This is a genomic window from Pseudomonas putida (genome assembly GCF_030159595.1).
Classification (GTDB): domain Bacteria; phylum Pseudomonadota; class Gammaproteobacteria; order Pseudomonadales; family Pseudomonadaceae; genus Aquipseudomonas; species Aquipseudomonas putida_AC.
In genome coordinates this window covers 759011-779425 of sequence record NZ_BSKJ01000001.1, presented here as the reverse complement: position 1 = coordinate 779425, position 20415 = coordinate 759011, and the positions used below count along the sequence as shown (strand labels likewise).

Annotated in this window: 16 protein-coding genes; 3 read left to right on the top strand and 13 right to left on the bottom strand. The window is 62.3% G+C overall.

Translation table 11 applies throughout. The features are described 5' to 3' along the window. Window positions 1-99 precede the first annotated feature (99 nt). From QQL85_RS03595 to mtnA, 9 genes are all read right to left on the bottom strand, one after another. A complete protein-coding gene (locus QQL85_RS03595; RefSeq protein ID WP_003260859.1) occupies window positions 100-363 on the bottom strand; it encodes a lipopolysaccharide assembly protein LapA domain-containing protein in 264 nt (87 codons plus the stop codon). A gap of 19 nt (window positions 364-382) precedes the next feature. Continuing rightward, window positions 383-679, bottom strand: a complete 297-nt coding sequence (gene ihfB / locus QQL85_RS03590; protein ID WP_003252675.1) for an integration host factor subunit beta — start codon at window positions 677-679, stop codon at window positions 383-385. Window positions 680-894: 215 nt separating this feature from the next. After that, complete coding sequence (gene rpsA, locus QQL85_RS03585) at window positions 895-2571, bottom strand: 30S ribosomal protein S1 (RefSeq protein WP_003252673.1); 1677 nt, start codon at window positions 2569-2571, stop codon at window positions 895-897. A gap of 124 nt (window positions 2572-2695) precedes the next feature. Continuing rightward, on the bottom strand, window positions 2696-3382 hold the full coding sequence (cmk, locus tag QQL85_RS03580; protein WP_284355213.1) for a (d)CMP kinase: 687 nt from the start codon (window positions 3380-3382) through the stop codon (window positions 2696-2698). Then, window positions 3379-5598, bottom strand: coding sequence for a bifunctional prephenate dehydrogenase/3-phosphoshikimate 1-carboxyvinyltransferase (locus QQL85_RS03575; protein ID WP_284355316.1), 2220 nt, complete (start codon window positions 5596-5598; stop codon window positions 3379-3381). The genes cmk and QQL85_RS03575 overlap by 4 nt, the downstream gene beginning before the upstream one ends. A gap of 109 nt (window positions 5599-5707) precedes the next feature. After that, complete coding sequence (gene pheA / locus QQL85_RS03570; RefSeq protein WP_016485356.1) at window positions 5708-6802, bottom strand: prephenate dehydratase; 1095 nt, start codon at window positions 6800-6802, stop codon at window positions 5708-5710. Beyond that, entirely contained in the window at window positions 6802-7887 is a 1086-nt protein-coding gene (serC, locus tag QQL85_RS03565) for a 3-phosphoserine/phosphohydroxythreonine transaminase (RefSeq protein ID WP_284355212.1), read from the bottom strand. The genes pheA and serC overlap by 1 nt, the downstream gene beginning before the upstream one ends. Before the next feature lie 147 nt (window positions 7888-8034). Next, a complete protein-coding gene (gene gyrA / locus QQL85_RS03560) occupies window positions 8035-10800 on the bottom strand; it encodes a DNA gyrase subunit A (protein WP_284355211.1) in 2766 nt (921 codons plus the stop codon). 301 nt (window positions 10801-11101) lie between these two features. Further along, window positions 11102-12178, bottom strand: a complete 1077-nt coding sequence (gene mtnA, locus QQL85_RS03555) for an S-methyl-5-thioribose-1-phosphate isomerase (protein WP_284355210.1) — start codon at window positions 12176-12178, stop codon at window positions 11102-11104. 110 nt (window positions 12179-12288) lie between these two features. Here mtnA and ubiG point away from each other — a divergent pair, with 110 nt between their 5' ends. Genes ubiG through QQL85_RS03540 form a run of 3 tightly spaced genes read left to right on the top strand, consistent with a single transcriptional unit; the run spans window position 12289 to window position 14431 of the window. Next, window positions 12289-12987, top strand: coding sequence for a bifunctional 2-polyprenyl-6-hydroxyphenol methylase/3-demethylubiquinol 3-O-methyltransferase UbiG (gene ubiG, locus QQL85_RS03550; protein WP_284355209.1), 699 nt, complete (start codon window positions 12289-12291; stop codon window positions 12985-12987). 2 nt (window positions 12988-12989) lie between these two features. Beyond that, a complete protein-coding gene (gene mupP / locus QQL85_RS03545) occupies window positions 12990-13661 on the top strand; it encodes an N-acetylmuramic acid 6-phosphate phosphatase MupP (protein ID WP_284355208.1) in 672 nt (223 codons plus the stop codon). 29 nt (window positions 13662-13690) lie between these two features. Further along, on the top strand, window positions 13691-14431 hold the full coding sequence (locus QQL85_RS03540; protein ID WP_284355207.1) for a YciK family oxidoreductase: 741 nt from the start codon (window positions 13691-13693) through the stop codon (window positions 14429-14431). A gap of 126 nt (window positions 14432-14557) precedes the next feature. Here the strand turns inward: QQL85_RS03540 and QQL85_RS03535 are convergent, their stop codons facing one another. The 4 genes from QQL85_RS03535 to QQL85_RS03520 all read right to left on the bottom strand — a co-directional run bounded on the left by QQL85_RS03535 (window position 14558) and on the right by QQL85_RS03520 (window position 20412). Further along, window positions 14558-15343, bottom strand: a complete 786-nt coding sequence (locus QQL85_RS03535; RefSeq protein ID WP_284355206.1) for a TenA family transcriptional regulator — start codon at window positions 15341-15343, stop codon at window positions 14558-14560. 30 nt (window positions 15344-15373) lie between these two features. After that, window positions 15374-17830 carry an EAL domain-containing protein gene (locus tag QQL85_RS03530; protein ID WP_284355205.1) on the bottom strand — a complete coding sequence of 819 codons (2457 nt, stop codon included), beginning with the start codon at window positions 17828-17830 and terminating at the stop codon, window positions 15374-15376. Between the two features lie 124 nt (window positions 17831-17954). After that, a complete protein-coding gene (locus QQL85_RS03525; RefSeq protein WP_284355204.1) occupies window positions 17955-19787 on the bottom strand; it encodes an ABC transporter ATP-binding protein in 1833 nt (610 codons plus the stop codon). After that, window positions 19780-20412, bottom strand: coding sequence for a DsbA family protein (locus tag QQL85_RS03520; protein ID WP_284355203.1), 633 nt, complete (start codon window positions 20410-20412; stop codon window positions 19780-19782). Before QQL85_RS03520 ends, QQL85_RS03525 begins: the two co-directional genes overlap by 8 nt. Between the last annotated feature and the right edge of the window lie 3 nt (window positions 20413-20415).

Sequence of the window (20415 nt, the reverse complement as noted above, 5' to 3'; positions counted from 1 at the left end):
GCGCACACTCACCTGAAGCGAAAATGAAGTGCGCTATTACTCCACGACGCCCCGTGCATGCACAGGTGAGACTTTCCTAAGTGAGCGTAGGAAATGTCCTTAGTTACCGTTCAGTGCCGCCTGCCGGGCAGACGCCCTGATCTTGCGCTTGCTGCGCTGCACACCGTAGGCACCCAGCAAAGGCCCGACGGCCAAGCCAATGACCAGCGCGGCCAATACCAGCACGGCAACCGGCATTGCCGGCGCAGCCCAGCCGAACAGGACCAACGACACGGTTTGCTGGTTCTCCAGCACGAAGAACAGCACCACAGCCGCCAACAGCAGCACAAATACCGCCGCCAGGGCGCGCTTGAGGTTACGCATCAGATTGCTCCTTGATTGATCAGGCTTCAGCCTCGTCTTCTTCGTTGACCCGGTCTCGCAGCTCTTTGCCGGGCTTGAAGTGCGGCACGAACTTGCCTTCGAGGCTGACCGACTGCCCGGTCTTCGGGTTACGCCCCACGCGAGGGGCACGATAGTGCAGCGAGAAGCTGCCAAAACCGCGAATCTCGATGCGATCGCCGGTAGCCAGGCATTGCGACATCTGTTCAAGCATGGTCTTGATGGCCAGCTCCACATCCTTGGACGAGAGCAGCCCCTGATGGGTGACAATACGTTCGATCAGCTCCGACTTCGTCATATTTTTCCCTTCGTTATCAAGCAGCTAGATCATTGCTTAACCAGTTTGTAGCACGCCGGGAAGGATTTGAACAGGGTGGTTCTTGACTTAATAAAAAAATTCAAGATTGAAGTTTTACAAGAATGGTCTAGCCAGAGGGTGACGCCAGGGCCACTTTAACGGACGCACAAAAAAGGGCGACCCGAGGGTCGCCCTTTTTACCGATCAAACAGAACTCAGTTCTGCTTGGCCATTGCTTCGCGCAGCAGCGCAGCCATGGTGGTATCGGCAGCCGCTTCCGGAGCGTTTTTCAGGCTCTGGATGGCTTCGCGCTCTTCAGCGTCGTCTTTCGATTTGATCGACAGGCTGATAACGCGGGACTTGCGGTCAACGCTGATGATCTTGGCTTCGATCTCTTCGCCTTCCTTCAGGACGTTACGCGCGTCTTCAACGCGGTCACGGCTGATTTCGGAAGCTTTCAGAGTGGCTTCGATGTCGTCGGCCAGGGTGACGATGGCGCCTTTGGCGTCAACTTCTTTCACGATGCCCTTGACGATAGCGCCCTTGTCATTGACAGCAACGAAGTTGGAGAACGGATCGTCTTCCAGCTGCTTGATGCCCAGGGAGATGCGCTCGCGCTCTGGGTCGACCGACAGGATGACGGTTTCCAGCTCGTCGCCCTTCTTGAAACGACGTACGGCTTCTTCGCCGGTTTCGTTCCAGGAGATGTCGGACAGGTGAACCAGACCGTCGATGCCGCCGTCCAGACCAATGAAGATACCGAAGTCGGTGATCGACTTGATGGTACCGGTGATCTTGTCACCCTTGTTGAACTGGCCGGAGAAGTCTTCCCATGGGTTGGACTTGCACTGCTTGATGCCCAGGGAGATACGACGACGCTCTTCGTCGATGTCCAGAACCATGACTTCCACTTCGTCGCCAACCTGAACGACTTTCGACGGGTGGATGTTCTTGTTGGTCCAGTCCATTTCGGAAACGTGTACCAGACCTTCAACGCCTTCTTCCAGCTCAGCGAAGCAGCCGTAGTCGGTCAGGTTGGTAACGCGAGCTTGTACACGAGTACCTTCTGGGTAACGGGCAGTGATAGCTACCCACGGATCTTCGCCCATTTGCTTCAGACCCAGCGAAACGCGGTTGCGCTCGCGGTCGAACTTCAGAACGCGTACGTCGACTTCGTCGCCAACGTTAACGATTTCCGATGGGTGCTTGATGCGCTTCCAGGCCATGTCGGTGATGTGCAGCAGGCCGTCGATACCGCCCAGGTCCACGAATGCGCCGTAGTCGGTGAGGTTCTTGACGATACCTTTGACTTGTTGGCCTTCCTGCAGGGTTTCCAGCAGGGCTTCGCGCTCGGCGGAGTTCTCGGCTTCCAGCACGCTGCGACGCGAAACAACAACGTTGTTGCGCTTCTGGTCCAGCTTGATGACCTTGAATTCCAGCTCTTTGCCTTCCAGGTGGGTGGTGTCGCGCACTGGGCGGACATCAACCAGGGAGCCCGGCAGGAACGCACGGATGCCGTTAACGTCGACAGTGAAGCCGCCCTTAACCTTACCGTTGATAACGCCCTTGACCACTTCTTCGGCGGCGAAAGCTGCTTCCAGAACAATCCAGCACTCGGCGCGCTTGGCTTTTTCACGGGACAGTTTGGTTTCGCCAAAGCCGTCTTCGACCGCGTCCAGCGCAACGTGAACTTCGTCACCGACCTTGATGGTCAGCTCGCCAGCTTCGTTGTAGAACTGCTCGAGCGGGATGACACCCTCGGACTTCAGGCCAGCGTGTACGGTAACCCAGTCGCCGTCGATGTCGACAACGATACCGGTGATGATCGCACCCGGCTGAAGATTGAGGGTTTTCAGGCTTTCTTCAAAGAGTTCTGCAAAGCTTTCGCTCATTTTAATTCCTGTAGATTCGGGCGAAACAAACGCCCCTCGCCACATTCCAGACAATGTGGGTCTGTTTTAAGTAAAGGAACGCCGGCAAGACGTTGACTGGTGAACCTGCCTGCTTTCCTGGCTATCAGAGAAGGTCGCGCTGGGCGATCTCGCTCCTGATACGTTGCAACACCTGCTCGATGGACAACTCGGTAGAGTCCAACTGAATGGCATCAGCCGCTGGCTTCAGCGGGGCCACTGCACGTTGGGTGTCGCGCTCATCACGCGCACGAATCTCATCCAGCAGACTCGACAGACTAACATCTTCACCCTTGCCCTTCAACTGCAAGTAGCGTCGACGTGCACGCTCCTCCGCACTGGCGGTGAGGAAGACCTTCAACGGGGCGTCCGGGAACACCACGGTACCCATGTCACGACCGTCAGCAATAAGGCCCGGCGACTCGCGAAACTCGCGCTGACGCACCAGCAGCGCGTCACGCACTGCCGGCAACGAAGCCACCATCGACGCACCCGCACCGACAGTTTCGGTACGGATGACATTGCTGACGTCTTCACCCTCAAGGATGATCTGTTGAAGCTTACCGGGCTCGGCAGCCTTGAACTGCACATCCAGATGGGCGGCAAGTTTGGTCAACAGCTCTTCGTTGGTGAGGTCGACGCCGTGATTGCTGGCGTTGAACGCCAGCAAGCGGTACAGCGCGCCAGAGTCCAGCAGCTTCCAGCCCAGCTCGCGGGCCAGCAGGCCGGCGACCGTGCCCTTGCCCGAACCGCTAGGCCCGTCGATGGTGATGACCGGTGCCAGCGAACTCACGACTTGCCCTCTTCCGCCACGCGGATACCCACTTCGGCACACAACGCCAGGAAGTTGGGGAACGAGGTGGCGACGTTGGCGCAGTCATGAATACGGATTGGCGCACTGGCGCGCAGCGAGGCAACACTGAAAGCCATGGCAATACGGTGGTCACCGTGACCATGCACTTCGCCACCACCCAACTGACCGCCGTCGATGATGATACCGTCCGGGGTCGGCTCGCACTTGATGCCGAGGGTGATCAGGCCGTCAGCCATCACCTGGATACGGTCGGACTCCTTCACCCGCAGCTCTTCGGCGCCACGCAGCACGGTGCGCCCTTCGGCGCAGGCGGCGGCCACGAACAGCACCGGGAATTCGTCGATGGCCAGCGGCACCAGCGCTTCCGGGATGTCGATACCCTTAAGCTTCGCACCGCGCACGCGCAGGTCAGCCACAGGTTCGCCGCCGACTTCACGCTGGTTTTCCAGGGTGATGTCGCCGCCCATCAGGCGCAGGATGTCGATTACGCCGGTACGGGTCGGGTTGATGCCAACATGCTCCAGCACCAGCTCGGAGCCTTCAGCGATCGAAGCTGCCACCAGGAAGAACGCTGCCGAGGAGATGTCGGCCGGCACTTCGATGCGGGTAGCGGTGAGCTTGCCACCAGACTGCAGCGAGGCGACCGGGCCGTTCGACTCGACTGCATAGCCAAAGCCGCGCAGCATGCGCTCGGTGTGGTCGCGGGTAGGTGCAGGCTCGGTGACAGTGGTTTTGCCTTCGGCGTACAAGCCGGCCAGCAGCAGGCAGGATTTGACCTGGGCACTGGCCATCGGCAGCGTGTAGGTCAGCGCCTTGAGCTTGCTGCCGCCGCGGATGGTCAGCGGCGGGCGGCCTTCCGGGCCAGTCTCGACCACAGCACCCATTTCGCGCAGCGGGTTGGCCACACGGTTCATCGGGCGCTTGGACAGCGAGGCGTCGCCAGTCATGGTCACGTCGAACGACTGACCAGCCAGCAGACCCGACAGCAGGCGCATCGACGTGCCGGAGTTACCCACATAAAGCGGCCCAGGTGGCGGCTTGAGGCCGTGCAGGCCAACGCCGTGAATGGTCACGCGACCGTGATTGGGGCCTTCGATGACCACACCCATGTCACGGAATGCTTGCAGGGTCGCCAGCGCGTCCTCACCCTCGAGGAAGCCTTCAACCTCGGTAGTACCTTCGGCCAGCGAGCCGAGCATGATCGAGCGGTGAGAAATCGACTTGTCGCCCGGTACGCGGATCCGCCCGTTCAGGCGGCCACCCGGTTGGGCCAGGAAAATCAGATCGTTGGCGTTCATAGCGTCCACATAGGCCCGGCGGGCCAGGATTTTACTGAAATGCTCGCGGGCAACCCGTGCGCGGGTGAACACACCCAGCAGCTGGTGCCCGTCCCCTTCAGCGATCGCGTCGCGCAAGGCATCGAGATCGCTGCGATATGTATCTAGTGTGCGCAGGACAGCATCGCGGTTGGCGAGGAAGATGTCGTGCCACATGGTCGGGTCGCTGCCCGCGATTCTTGTGAAATCGCGGAAGCCTCCCGCAGCGTACCGGAAGATCTCGAGGTTTTCATTGCGCTTGGCCAACGAGTCGACCAAGCCAAAGGCCAGCAAGTGCGGCAAGTGACTGGTGGCTGCCAGCACTTCGTCATGGCGCTCGACCGACATGTGCTCCACGTCGGCATCCAGTGCACGCCACAAGCGGTCGACCAAGGCCAGTGCGGCCGGGTCGGTTTCCGCCAACGGCGTAAGGATGACCTTGTGGCGGCGGAACAGGGTGGCGTTGGAGGCCTCTACCCCGCTCTGCTCGGAACCGGCGATGGGATGACCGGGGACGAAGCGCGGCAGGCGCTGACTGCTCTCGTTAACAAAAACGGCTCGCGCCTCACGGACGACGTTGCCCTTGGCGCTGCCGACATCGGTGATGATGGCATCACCCAGGTCAAGCCGGGCCAGGCGGGCCAAGACTTTTTCCATGGCCAGGATCGGCACGGCCAGCTGGATGACATCGGCCCCCACGCAGGCTGCAGCGAGGTCTTCTTCGCAGCGGTCGACCACGCCCAGGGCCACGGCTTGCTTGCGCGAAGGGGCATCCAGGTCGACACCGACCACTTCGTGGCACAGGCCGCTTTCACGCAGGCCCTTGGCGAAGGAGCCGCCGATCAGGCCGAGGCCGACCACGACCAGGCGGTTGATGATGGGTGCGGGTTTGGTTTTTGCTGCATTTACCACTGGTGCGAACCCTGTTCTGAAATCTGGACAGCCTGCGAGACCGTAGGGGCTGCTTTGCAACCCCGTCAATCTTGAATCAAAGCACCGCCTTCGGATACGAACCCAGCACCTTCAGCGCCACAGCCTCCTGGCTGATCTGCTCCAGCACCGCCTTGATCAGCGGGTCGCGGTGATGGCCAACGAAGTCGATGAAGAAGACGTAGGTCCACTTGCCACTGCGCGACGGACGGGTCTCGATGCGAGTCAGGTCGATACCGTTCTGGTGGAACGGCACCAGCAGCTCGTGCAAGGCACCTGGCTTGTTGCTCATCGAGACAATGATCGAGGTCTTGTCGTCACCGGTCGGCGGCACTTCCTGGCTACCGATCATCAGGAAGCGCGTGGAGTTGTCCGGACGGTCTTCGATCTTTTCGGCCAGGCGGGTCAGACCATACAGGTTGGCCGCCATGTCACCGGCGATCGCCGCCGAGTTCCACTCACCCTTGACGCGCTTGGCCGCCTCGGCATTGCTCGACACAGCCACGCGCTCCACGTTCGGGTAGTGCGCGTCCAGCCACTTGCGGCACTGGGCCAGCGACTGGGCGTGGGAGTAGATGCGGGTGATGCTGTCGGTCTTGGTGTTCTCGCCCACCAGCAGGTGATGGTGGATACGCAGTTCGACTTCGCCGCAAATCACCATGTCGTGTTCGAGGAAGCTGTCCAGGGTGTGACTGACCGCGCCTTCGGTGGAGTTTTCCACCGGCACCACGCCGAAGTTGACGGCGCCAGCCGCCACTTCACGGAACACTTCGTCGATGGCCGCCATCGGTCGGCTGATCACCGCGTGGCCAAAGTGCTTCATGGCCGCTGCCTGGGTGAAGGTACCTTCAGGGCCGAGGTAGGCGATTTTCAGCGGCTCTTCCAGGGCCAGGCACGACGACATGATTTCGCGGAACAGCCGCGCCATCTCTTCGTTGCCCAGCGGCCCCTTGTTGCGCTCCATCACGCGCTTGAGCACGGCGGCCTCACGCTCGGGACGGTAGAACACCGGCTTCTCGCCTTCTTTAAGCGAGGCGGTCTTGACCCGAGCCACTTCTTCAGCGCAACGGGCGCGGTCGCTGATCAGCTCGAGGATTTTCTCGTCGAGGCTGTCGATGCGTACGCGCAGCGCCTTGAGCTCCTGTTCGGACATCAGCCGTGCTCCTTCTCGAATTCAGCCATGTAGCCCACCAGTGCTTCCACCGCCTCCAGGCCCAGGGCGTTGTAGATGGAGGCGCGCATGCCACCCACCGAACGGTGACCCTTGAGGTTGAGCAGGCCACGCGCATCGGCACCCGCGAGGAAGGCCTTGTCCAGGCGCTCGTCAGCCAGGCGGAACGGCACGTTCATCCACGAACGGGCGTTGACGCTGATCGGGTTGGTGTAGAAATCGCTGTTATCGATGAATCCGTACAGGCGCTCTTTCTTGGCGCGGTTGCGCTGCTCCATGGCATCGACACCACCTTGCTCTTTCAGCCACTCGAAGACCAGGCCCGAGAGGTACCAGGAGTAAGTGGCGGGGGTGTTGTACATCGAGCCGTTGTCGGCCGAAACCTTGTAGTCGAGCATGGTCGGGCAGCTGCTGCGGGCGCGACCCAACAGGTCTTCGCGCACGATCACAACCACCAGGCCGCTAGGGCCGATGTTCTTCTGTGCGCCGGCATAGATCAGGCCGAACTGCGACACATCGATCGGGCGCGAGAGGATATCGGACGACATGTCGACGACCAGCGGCACATCACCGGTTTCTGGCACCCAGTCAAACTGCAGGCCACCGATAGTCTCGTTGGACGCGTAGTGCACATAGGCGGCGTTTTTGGTCAGGCTCCACTCGTTCTGACCCGGGATGGCCAGGTAGTCGTAGGGCTTGGCGCTGGCAGCAACGTTGATGTTGCCGAAGCGACGCGCTTCCTCGATGGCCTTTTTCGACCAGATGCCGGTTTCGATGTAGTCGGCAGTGCCGTTTTCCGGCAACAGGTTCAGCGGAATCTCAGCGAACTGCTGGCTGGCGCCGCCTTGCAGGAACAGCACCTTGTAGTTGGAGGGGACGGACAGCAGGTCACGCAGGTCCTGCTCGGCCTTTTCGGCGATGGCCACATAGTCGTCGCTGCGATGGCTCATTTCCATCACGGACAAACCTTTGCCGTTCCAGTCCAGCATCTCGGCCTGGGCGCGCTGCAACACAGCGTCAGGAAGCGCGGCAGGGCCTGCGCAGAAGTTAAAGGCTCGTTTGCTCACATCCACTCTCGCTCTAATAGATCTAAACAGCTAGTTCTGCGGGAACCCCGTGGGAGCGGACAAGCCCGCTCCCACGGGGCCAGGCATTGCCCGGCCTAATCAGTCAAACGGGGCGACCTTGGTCGCCCCGCTCGGGTTTACGCTTGCTTACTCCTGCGGGGCCTCTTCGGCACCAGCAGCTTCGTCATTGTCTGGCGCTTCAGCCTCGACGCCCTCCGCGTCCGTCTCGATCACATCATCGAGTTCGTCCTCGGACGGCTCCTGGATACGCTCCAGACCTACCAGTGTCTCGTCAGCCGCCAGCTTGATCAGCGTAACACCCTGGGTGTTACGGCTCAGGCTGGACACCTCGCCAACCCGGGTACGCACCAGCGTGCCCTGGTCGGAGATCAGCATGATCTCCTCGCCTTCCTGCACCTGGATAGCCCCGATCAGCAGGCCGTTGCGCCCCTTGGTACCCATGGCGATCACACCCTGGCCACCACGGCCGCGGCGCGGGAACTTGGACAGCGGAGTGCGCTTGCCGAAGCCACGCTCGGAAGCGGTGAGGATTTGCGAGCCGGACTCCGGGATCAGCATCGAAATGATCTGCTGGCCTTTGCCCAGCTTCATGCCTCGCACGCCACGCGCAGTACGACCCATTTCACGCACCACGCTTTCGGCGAAGCGGATGACCTTGCCGGCGTCGGAGAACATCATGACTTCTTTGGCGCCGTCGGTGATGGCCGCCGCAATCAGGGTGTCGCCTTCCTTCAGCTTCAAGGCGATCAGGCCGTTGGAGCGCGGACGAGCGAACTGCACCAGCGGGGTCTTCTTGACGGTACCGGAGGCGGTGGCCATGAAGATGTAGGCGCCAGTCGGCTCTGCAACCCACTCCGGGGTGTCGCCGTCTTCTTCGTCGACTTCCTCGGCCTCTACCAGCTCACCCTCGAGCACGGCGTCATCAGCGTCTTCCAGCTCTTCGTCGAGGTCGGCGTTCTGCTGCAGCGCTTCGAGGTCGATCTGCAGCATGGCGGTGATGCGCTCACCCTCCTCCAGCGGCAGCAGGTTGACCAGCGGACGGCCACGGGCTGCGCGCGACGCCTCGGGGATTTCGTAGGTCTTCTTCCAGTACACCTTGCCCTTGCTGGAGAACAGCAACAGGGTGGCATGGCTGTTGGCGACCAGCAGGTGCTCGATGTAGTCCTCGTCCTTCACGCCAGTCGCCGACTTGCCTTTGCCGCCACGGCGCTGGGCCTGGTAAGCGGACAATGGCTGGGTCTTGGCATAACCACCGTGGGAGATGGTTACCACGCGCTCTTCTTCCGGGATCATGTCACCGTAGTTGAGGTCGTGGCTGGCATTGAGGATTTCGGTGCGGCGGGCATCGCCGTACTCGGCACGGATGGCTTCCAGCTCTTCGCGGATCACTTCCATCAGGCGCTCGGCGCTGCTGAGGATGCGGATCAGCTCGCCGATCTGCTCGAGGATTTCCTGGTACTCGGCCAGCAGCTTCTCGTGCTCCAGACCCGTCAGGCGGTGCAGGCGCAGGTCGAGAATGGCCTGAGCCTGTTCCGGCGACAGGAAGTACTTGCCATCATGCAGGCCATACTGCTCCGGCAGGTCCTCAGGGCGGCAGGAGTCGGCGCCAGCGCGCTCGACCATGACCTGCACGGCACTGGATTCCCACGGCGTGGAAACCAGGGCTTCCTTGGCTTCGGACGGGGTCGGCGAGGCCTTGATCAGGGCGATGACCGGGTCGATGTTGGACAGCGCGACCGCCTGGCCTTCAAGGATGTGGCCGCGCTCACGGGCCTTGCGCAGCTCGAATACGGTACGGCGGGTCACCACTTCACGGCGGTGACGAACGAACGCTTCAAGCAGGTCCTTGAGGTTGAGCAGGCGCGGGCGACCGTCGACCAGGGCCACCACGTTGATACCGAACACGCTCTGCAGCTGGGTTTGCTGGTAGAGGTTGTTGAGCACCACCTCCGGCACTTCGCCGCGACGCAGCTCGATGACGATGCGCATGCCATCCTTGTCGGACTCGTCGCGCAGTTCGGTGATGCCTTCGATCTTCTTCTCTTTGACCAGCTCGGCGATCTTTTCGATCAGGCGTGCCTTGTTCAGCTGGTACGGCAGCTCGGTCACGACGATCTGCTGGCGGCCGCCAACCTTGTCGATGTCTTCGATTTCGGAACGGGCACGCATGTAGATGCGGCCACGGCCGGTACGATAGGCCTCGATGATGCCCTGGCGACCGTTGATGATGCCGGCAGTCGGGAAGTCCGGACCCGGGATGAACTGCATCAGCTCATCGATGGTGACTTCGGGGTTGTCGATCAGCGCCAGGCAGCCGTCGATGACTTCACCAAGGTTGTGTGGCGGAATGTTGGTCGCCATACCCACGGCGATACCGCTGGAACCGTTGACCAGCAGGTTGGGAATACGGGTCGGCATGACCGCCGGGATCTGCTCGGTGCCGTCGTAGTTGGGCACCCAGTCGACGGTTTCCTTGTGCAGGTCGGCCAGCAACTCGTGGGCCAGCTTGGTCATGCGCACTTCGGTGTATCGCATGGCGGCGGCGTTGTCGCCGTCCACCGAACCGAAGTTGCCCTGGCCGTCGACCAGCAGGTAGCGCAGCGAGAACGGCTGGGCCATACGCACGATGGTGTCGTAGACCGCAGTGTCGCCGTGCGGGTGGTACTTACCGATCACGTCACCGACCACACGGGCGGATTTCTTGTACGGTTTGTTCCAGTCGTTGCCCAGTTCGCTCATCGCATAGAGAACGCGACGATGCACGGGCTTCAAGCCGTCACGCGCATCGGGCAGCGCTCGCCCGACAATCACGCTCATCGCGTAGTCGAGGTAAGACTGTCTCAGTTCGTCTTCGATATTGACCGGGAGGATTTCTTTGGCCAGTTCGCCCATGAGAAGCCTGATTCCTTTTTCTGGTGAAACTTCGCAGCTCCATCAAGGGCCGAACGAAGCTCGCCGCCGCAACGCATAAGGGTGCGACGACTTACGACAAATCAATGAGTTGTGCCATGGATCTGCGCAATGAAGGCCGCCGTGATGGGCGGTCTTGGAAACTGCCGGATGTTATCACAAAGGCGGGGGCGGTGGGGAGATGTGGCAGGTGGCCTCACACTGGCATGAATCCAGGAAACCTCATCGCCTGTGCCGGTGCTTTCGCGGGCTTGCCCCGCGAAAGCACCGGCACAGGCAAAAATCAGTGCAGGCGCTTGCGGCAAATCAGCTGGGCCAGCTTGGCGGCATCCGGGCGCTCTACGATGCCACGTTCGGTCACGATCACGTCGATCAGGTCGGCCGGGGTCACATCGAACACCGGGTTGAACACTTCGACATCCGGCGCCACCCGGGTACCGGCAATGTCCAGCAACTCGTCGGCCGCGCGCTCTTCCAGCGGAATATCCTCACCCGTGGCCAGGTTAAGGTCGATGCTGGTACTCGGTGCCACCACCATGAAGCGCACGCCGTGGTGCATGGCACTGACCGCCAGCTGGTAGGTGCCAATCTTGCTGGCCATGTCGCCATTGGCCGCAATGCAGTCCGCGCCCACCACCACCCAGGTGATGCCCTTGGTCTTCATCAGATGAGCCAGCGCCGAGTCCGCGCACAGGGTCACCGGGATCCCTTCGTTGGCCAGCTCCCACGCGGTCAGGCGCGAGCCTTGCAGCCAGGGGCGGGTTTCGCCGGCATACACCCGCTCGACCATGCCTTCGAGGTAGCCGGCACGAATCACCCCCAGCGCAGTGCCAAAGCCGCCACTGGCCAGCGCACCGGCATTGCCGTAGGTCAGCAGGGTCTGGGCATTTCCCTGGTGACGGCGGATCAGTTCGATGCCTTGCTGGGCCATGGTCAGGTTGGCTTCGCGGTCGCTTTCGTGGATAGCCACCGCTTCAGCCTCCAGCGCCGCCAGCACATCTTCGTCCGGGCGCAGGCGCTGCAGGCGCTCACGCATGCGGTTCAACGCCCAGAACAGGTTGGCAGCCGTGGGGCGCGCTTCGGCAAGGCAGAGGAAGTCTTCTTCCAGGTCCATTTCCCAATCGCCACCTTCGGCCAGCCGCTCTTCAAGGGCCAGCACCAGGCCATACGCTGCGGCAATGCCGATCGCCGAAGCACCGCGCACGGCCATGTCGCGGATCGCCGTCGCCACCTGCGCGACATTGTCGCAGGCCAGCCAGCGTTCATCCGACGGCAGCAGGCGCTGGTCGAGCAGGTGCAAGATGCCGCCCTGCCAGCGGATCCCGGTCACCTTCTCCGCCGCCAAAAGTCGCTCGCGCATCGCCTCTCCCCGTCGTTCGGATATCAAAAGCCGGCGATTATAGCGACCCTCGGGGCCGAGCGCTCGGGTATACTCCGGCGCAATTTTGCGAAGTTTCAGAGGACTGTTCAATGAGCAACGTCGACCGCGCCGAAATCGCCAAGTTCGAAGCGCTGGCCCACCGCTGGTGGGACCGCGAAAGCGAGTTCAAGCCGCTGCACGAAATCAACCCGCTGCGCGTCAACTGGATCGACGAACGCGCCAGCCTGGCCGGCAAGAAAGTGCTGGACGTAGGCTGCGGCGGCGGCATCCTCAGCGAAGCCATGGCCCTGCGTGGCGCCACGGTGACCGGTATCGACATGGGCGAAGCCCCCTTGGCCGTGGCCCAGTTGCACCAACTGGAGTCCGGCGTGCAGGTGGAATACCGGCAGATTACCGCCGAAGCCCTGGCCGAGGAAATGCCCGAACAGTTCGACGTGGTCACCTGCCTGGAAATGCTCGAGCATGTGCCCGACCCGTCGTCGGTGATTCGCGCCTGCTACCGCATGGTCAAGCCGGGTGGCCAGGTGTTCTTTTCCACCATCAACCGCAACCCCAAGGCCTACCTGCTGGCCATCGTCGGCGCCGAGTACATCCTGAAGATGCTGCCGCGCGGCACCCACGACTTCAAGAAGTTCATCCGCCCATCCGAACTGGGCGCCTGGAGCCGCGATGCCGGCCTGCAGGTGAAGGACATCATCGGCCTCACCTACAACCCGCTGACCAAGCACTACAAGCTCAGCAGCGACGTTGACGTCAACTACATGATCCAGACCCTGCGCGAGGAATGAGCATGCGTTTGCGAGCAGTACTCTTCGACATGGATGGCACCTTGCTCGACACGGCGCCAGACTTCATCGCCATCTGCCAGGCCATGCTCGCCGAGCGCGGCCTGCCGGCGATTGACGATAACCTGATCCGTGGCGTGATCTCTGGCGGCGCCCGCGCCATGGTCGCCACCACGTTTGCCATGGACCCGGAGGCCGAAGGCTTCGAGGCCCTGCGTCTGGAGTTCCTCGAGCGCTACCAGCGCGACTGCGCGGTGCACAGCAAGTTGTTCGACGGCATGGCCGAGCTGCTGGCCGACATCGAGAAAGGCAACCTGGTGTGGGGCGTGGTCACCAACAAACCGGTGCGTTTCGCTGAGCCGATCATGCAGCAACTGGGCCTGGCCGAGCGTTCGGCACTGCTGATCTGCCCGGACCATGTGAAAAAAAGCAAGCCTGACCCCGAGCCGCTGATTCTGGCCTGCAAAACCCTGGACCTGGACCCGGCCAGCGTGCTGTTCGTCGGCGACGACCTGCGCGACATCGAGTCTGGCCGCGATGCCGGCACCCGTACGGCGGCGGTGCGTTACGGCTATATTCATCCAGAGGACAACCCGAACAACTGGGGTGCCGACGTGGTGGTGGACCACCCGCTGGAACTGCGCAAAGTGATCGACAGCGCGCTGTGCGGCTGCTGAACCCCGCCAACGAACACGAAGGACCTACCATGTTCGACTACAACGCCCGCCCCGATCTGCTGCAAGGCCGGGTCATCCTGGTTACCGGTGCCGGCCGCGGCATCGGCGCTGCTGCTGCCAAGGCCTATGCCGCGCTGGGCGCTACCGTGCTGCTGCTGGGCAAGACCGAGGCCAACCTGAACGAGGTCTACGACCAGATCGAAGCCGCCGGTCACCCGCAACCGGTGGTCATCCCGTTCAACCTGGAAACCGCCCTGCCCCACCAGTACGACGAGCTGGCCGTGATGATCGAAGACCAGTTCGGCCGCCTCGATGGCCTGCTGAACAATGCCTCGATCATTGGCCCGCGCACGCCGCTGGAGCAGTTGTCGGGCGACAACTTCATGCGCGTGATGCACATCAACGTCGATGCCACGTTCATGCTCACCAGCACCCTGCTGCCACTATTGAAGCTGTCGGAAGACGCCTCGGTGGTGTTCACCAGCAGCAGCGTTGGGCGCAAGGGGCGGGCCTACTGGGGCGCCTATGGCGTGTCGAAGTTTGCCACCGAGGGGCTGATGCAGACCCTGGCTGACGAGCTGGAAGGCGTGGCACCGGTGCGCTCCAACAGCATCAACCCGGGCGCCACACGCACGGCGATGCGTGCCCAGGCCTACCCGAGCGAGAACCCGCAGAACAACCCGCTGCCTGAAGAAATCATGCCGGTGTACCTGTATCTGATGGGGCCGGACAGCAAAGCCGTGAACGGTCAGGCGCTCAACGCCCAGTAAGCTCTGCGTTGCCTGTACTGGCCCTATCGCCGGCAAGCCAGCGCCCACAGGGATCCCACATTGCCCTGGCCTGTGGTGATCCTGTGGGCGCTGGCTTGCCGGCGATAGGCCGGTACAGGCAAATGATCAGCCCGCCGCCAACGCCGGGCGCAAACGGCCCTGCTGGCGCCCTTCCAGCTGCATGCACCGCTCCAGGAACAGGAACATGCAGTCGTAACTCTTGCAGATCGCCCTGCGCAACTCGGTGCGCAGCCCCAGGGTCGGATTCTCGCCCGCCAGGGTACAGATGATCTCCAGCGCCTCCCACGGGTGCGCGTCGTCATACTGGGCATGCATCTTCAGCCACTTCATCGCCCGCTTACGCTGATCCTCCGGGAAGCCCAGTGCATAGGTATCGGTCGAGCACACCACCGCCGACCACTCTCCGGTCGCGCCTTCAATGGCGTAGTTGGTCGCCGCCATGGAAATGGCCAGGTTCTCAGTGGCACACACACGCCAGCACCAGTCGTTCAACCCGTTCAGCTCGGGCGGCACTTCCTGGGCCTGCAGCTCATGCAGGTGCACCCCATGCGCCTGGCACCAGTTCACCCAATAGTCGGCATGGTTGAGCTCTACCCGGATATTGCGCATCAGCCAGCGCCGCGCCATGTCTTCGCCTTGATGGCGGCCATAGCGGGTCTTGGTCAGGTTGTGGGCCATGTACAGAGAGAACTGTTCCACCACTGGCCAGCCACCGATCAGGTACTGGCGAATGGTCGACGGCTTGAGCTGGCCGTCGCGCAGGCGCGCGTAGAACTCATGCTCAACCACCCGGCGCTTGCTCTCGCGACAATCTTCAATCAGTTGCTGGGCCCATTGGGGATAGCTGGCGGGGTCCATCAAAGGCCCGATACGAACGAATGCATCAATCACTTTCAGCTCCTTGATCCTTGTGATTTCTAGCTAGCGAAACGTGCCAGGTGCCCGCTGCAACAGAGGCCGGGCGGCGATCCGTTGGCGCTGCAGACTGTCACAGGTGAACACCTGGGGGCGTTCGATCAGGTAACCCTGGGCGTAATCCACGCCTATTTCCTGTAGGGCCTGCTCGATCAAGGGTGTTTCGACGAACTCGGCGATGGTGCGTTTTCCCATGACATGGCCGATATGGTTGATGACCTCGACCATGGCCCGGTTGACCGGGTCGTCGAGCATGTCCTTGACAAAACTGCCGTCGATCTTCAGGAAGTCCACGGGCAAATGCTTGAGGTAGGCGAACGAAGACATGCCAGCGCAAAAATCATCGAGCGAGAAGCGGCAGCCCAGCCCCTTCAACTCGTTGATGAAGCGGATGGCGCTGCCCAGGTTGGCAATGGCGCTGGTTTCGGTAATTTCGAAACAGATCATCCGTGGCGGGATGGCGTATTCGATAAACAGCCGCTGCAGGTATTCGAGGAACTTGTCATCGCCGATGCTCGACCCTGACAGGTTGATCGCACAGATCGACAGCGGCCCTTCGCGCCCTTCGTCCAGGCACTGGCGGATGACCTGGAACACATTGCGCACCACCCAGCGGTCCAGCGCGGTCATCAGGCCGTAGCGCTCGGCCGCCGGAATGAAGCTACTGGGCAGGATGGTACGGCCGCTTTCGTCATGCAGGCGCAGCAGGATCTCGATATGCCCAGGGCCCTCGAAGGTTTTCAGCGGAGCAATTTCCTGGGCGTACAGGCAGAAGCGGTTTTCCTCCAGGGCCACATGCAAGCGCTGGATCCAGGCCATTTCACCAAAGCGCATGGACAGTTCGCTGTCATCGGCGTGGTACACCTGCACGCGATTGCGCCCCTTCTCCTTGGCCATGTAGCAGGCCATGTCGGCGGCGCGTAGCGAGGTTTCGAGTGTGCCGGGGGCCTGGGCCATGTGCACCAAGCCAACACTGACCGTGGTGACGAACGGCCGCCCCTTCCACACGAAATGCAGGCTTTGCACCATCTGGCGCAATTGTTCGGCAATGCGCTCGGCCTGGTCGGGCGGGCAATTCTCCAGCAGTACACCAAATTCGTCGCCGCCCAGCCGCGCCAAGGTGTCGCCTTCGCGCAGGCCGGATTGCAGCACGGCGCAGATGTGCCGCAGCAACTCGTCGCCGGCGGCATGCCCACAGGTATCGTTCACCAGCTTGAACTGGTCGAGGTCGAGGAACATCAGCGAATGCCGACCAGCCTGTCGCGCCAGGCCGTTCAGCGCCTGCTCCAGGCGGTATTCGAACTCGCGGCGGTTGGCCAGGCCGGTCAGCGCGTCGTGGGTGGCCTGCCAGGACAGGTTGGCGATGTACTGACGCTCCTGGGTCATGTCGTGCAACACCAGCACGATACCGCTGACTTGGCCATCACTGACGATCGGCGAGCCCACCAGATTGATCGACACGGTGCTGCCGTCCAGGCGCTGGATCAGCCGGGCATGCTCCGCACCACCCTTGAGGCTGCCGCTGAGCACCTGCTCTACCAGGCTTCGGCCATCGTCCTCGGCCGGCTCATCCACCAGGCTGAACAACGCCGACAGCGGCAGACCCTGGGCCTGACCGGCCTGCCAGTGGGTCAATTGTTCGGCGGCCGGGTTCATGTAGCCGATGCTGCCGTCCACATCAGTGGTGATCACCGCGTCACCAATGGCCTGCAAGGTGATCTGCGCCCGCTCCTTTTCTTCCTGCAAGGCACTGGCAAAGGCCTGACGCTGGGCCAGCAGCTTGCTGGAGCGGCGCCAGGCGATGGTAATGAGGAACATCGCCGTCAACAGGTTGGTGATCATCAGCACCCGCAGCAGCATGCGCGAGCCTTCACCCAAGGCATCGCTGAAGGCCTTGGCGGCGGGTGTGACGCCCTCGTTGATGGTGACGATACGGGCCTTCCAGGCGCTAACGGTCTGGGCATCGACCGGGGCAGTGGCAAAGCTCAGGCGCATCTCGCCAGCCAGCACATCCAGCTTGGCCAGGTAATCGTCACCGATGTCCCAGTAGTCGATGGCTGTCTGCATGTAGCTGACATTGCGGAAGTTGCGGTAGAACCAGATGATCCGCGTGACATCCTCGGGGTGGTTACCGCCTTGCAGCACCGCTTGGCGCGCGGCCTCCAGGTCAGGGCTGGGCTGGTCTAGCACCTCGCGCAACTGGTGGTCGCCCTGAGGCACGGTGATGGCCTGGCGATAGCGCTGGTAGGTGCTGTCGTCGCGGGTTTCGGCGTACAGGTTGAGGTAGTAGATGGCGTCTTTCTGCGCCTTGGACCACAGGCTTTCGCCCGCGACATAGGCGCGCACGGCCGACAGCGTATAAAGGCTGAGGCTGCCCAGCGCCACCTGGAAGACCACGACGGCGATGAAGGGCCAGGTGATACCGAGCAACTTTGGCGCTTCTAGAGTGCGATGTCCCTTCATGGATTCCCTGTCACAGAGCAGATAAGGCGCAAATCAACCCAGACAAGCACAGCGTAGGCCATTTGCCATCGTTGTGGAGGGGATTTTTATGACAGGGAATCGGGGGATTTGTACAGTTTGAACGTCAGCTTTGCTGCAGGTGCCCATAAAGTTTGGCATACAACCCACCCTCGGCAATCAGTTGCTGGTGGTCCCCCTCTTCGGCCACATGCCCGCCATCGAACACCAGCACCCGGTCGGCCTGTTTCACCGCCGACAGGCGGTGGGCGATGATCAGCGTGGTACGGCCGCTGAGAAAGCGCGCCAATGCCTGATGCAGGTTGTACTCGGTGGCAGCATCCAGCGCCGAGGTGGCCTCGTCGAGGATCACCACCTTGGGCTCTGCCAGCACCATACGTGCAATGGCCAGGCGCTGACGCTGGCCGCCGGACAAGCGCACACCCGAGCGCCCCACCACGCTGTCCAGGCCCTGCGGCAAAGCAGCGATGGTGGCGTCCAGCTGGGCGATGCGCAGCGCTTGCCAGCAGGCATCGTCGCTGCAGTCACGGCCCATGGCCAGGTTGGCGCGCACGGTATCGTTGAACAACGACGGGTGCTGCAACACCACCGCGACGTTTTCGCGCAGGGTTTCCAGGCCGATCTCCTGCAAACTGGCGCCGCCGAAGCGAATGGTCCCGGCCTGGGCGCTGTACAAGCCCAGCAGCAGCTGCACCAGGGTGCTCTTGCCGCCACCACTGGCACCGACGATCGCTACCTTCTCGCCCGGGGCGATGGACAGGTCGAGGTTGTCCAGCACCGGCTCATCGGCATAGGCAAAACGCAGGTCGCGCACGTCGATGCCCACCGTTTCGCGCCCGGCGAACGGATCGCTGGCGGCCGGGTACTGCGGCTCGTCGGCACGCGCCAGCAACTCGTTGAGGCGGCTAAGCGCACCGCCAGCGGCGTAGTAGGCGTATTGCAGGTTGAGCAGTTGCTCCACCGGGCCGATCATGAACCACAGGTAGCTGAACACCGCCAGCATCTGGCCGATCGACAGGTCAGAGAACAGCACGGTGAGCATCGCCGCAGCGCGGAAGATGTCGATGCCGAACTGGAACAGCAGGCCACTGGCACGGCCACTGGCGTCGCTTTTCCACTGCGAATCCACGGCGTAGTCGCGCACTTCGCGGGCACGCAGGCCCAGGCGACCGAGGAAATAACCCTGGCGGTTACCGGCGCGGATTTCCTGGATAGCGTCGAGGGTTTCCGCCAGCGCCTGGGTAAAGCGCGCGGTGCTGTCATTTTCGAGCTTTTTCAGGTGTTTGACGCGCTTGCCCAACTGCACGGTGAAATAGATCACCAGCGGGTTGAACAGCAAGATCAGCAAGGCCAACTGCCAGTGCATCCAGATCAGGATGGCCGCCGTGCCGGTCAACGTCAGCATGGCCACCAGGAAACGGCTGAGGGTTTCGCCAACGAACTTGTCGAGGGTGTCCAGGTCGGTGACCAGGTGGGTGGTGACCGTGCCGCTGCCCAGGCTTTCGTATTCCTTCAGCGAAATGCGCTTGAGCCGCTCAATCAAGCGGATGCGCAGGCGGTAGACGATGTCCTTGGCCAACCCGGCAAACAGCTTGGCCTGCACCACGTTGAACGCCAGGGCAGCCAGACGCAGGCACAAGGTGAGCGCCAGCATCAGCCCGATATAGCCCGCGGCCACCTGCCAGCTGGACGGCAGCAGGTGATTCATCCACTTCAGCGCGGCATCGCCATGGCCCAGTAACACTTCGTCCACCAGCAGCGGTAGCAGCAGCGGAATCGGCACGCTGCAGCAGGCTGCCAGTACGGCGATGAAATTGGCGGACCAGAGGTTCTTCTTGTGATGCAAAGCCAGGCGACGGATTTCCGCCCAGCTCAGTCGATCGCCCGCAGTGTGAGGCTTGCCCGGCACCGGGTCGGGTGACCCAGGCACATCAAGCACAGGCGGCCTGCTGCAGCCAGCGGCCGAGCAAAGGTTGCAGGCGCTCCAACGGCTGGTAGCCGTTGGTCAGCAAGGCCAGCTGGCCTTTACGCTCGGCCAGCAGGGTCGGGAAACCGGCGATACCCAGGTCCTGGGCCCAGCTGAAGTCGGCCGCAGTGACAGCACGCGTGTCGGCACGGGCGAAGGTCTCGGCGAACACGGCACGGTCGAAGCCTGCCTGTTCAGCCAGCTCCACCAGCTGTGGTGCGGTGGTCACATCCACGCCCTGCTCGTAGAACGCGCGCTGGATCAGCGCGAGCAGCGGCCAGGCGCGCTCGGCATCCAGCTCGCGGGCAGTGACCAGGGCGCGACAGGCCGGCTCGGTGTCGTAGACGAAGCCGTCGGGCATGGCCCCCTCGAAGCGAAACGGCTGGCGGGTAGCGTCAGCCACTGCCTGCCAGTGTTCGAGGATGTACTTGCGGGTCGAGTTGTCGAGCGCACTGCCGCCGGTGCGCAGCCCACCCACCACCAGGCGGGTGGCAACGCCCGACTCACGCGCCTGGGCGATCAGGGCCGCCGCCACTGGCGCGAAACCCCAGCACCAGGAGCACATCGGGTCCATCACATAGATCAGGCGTGCAGACATGCA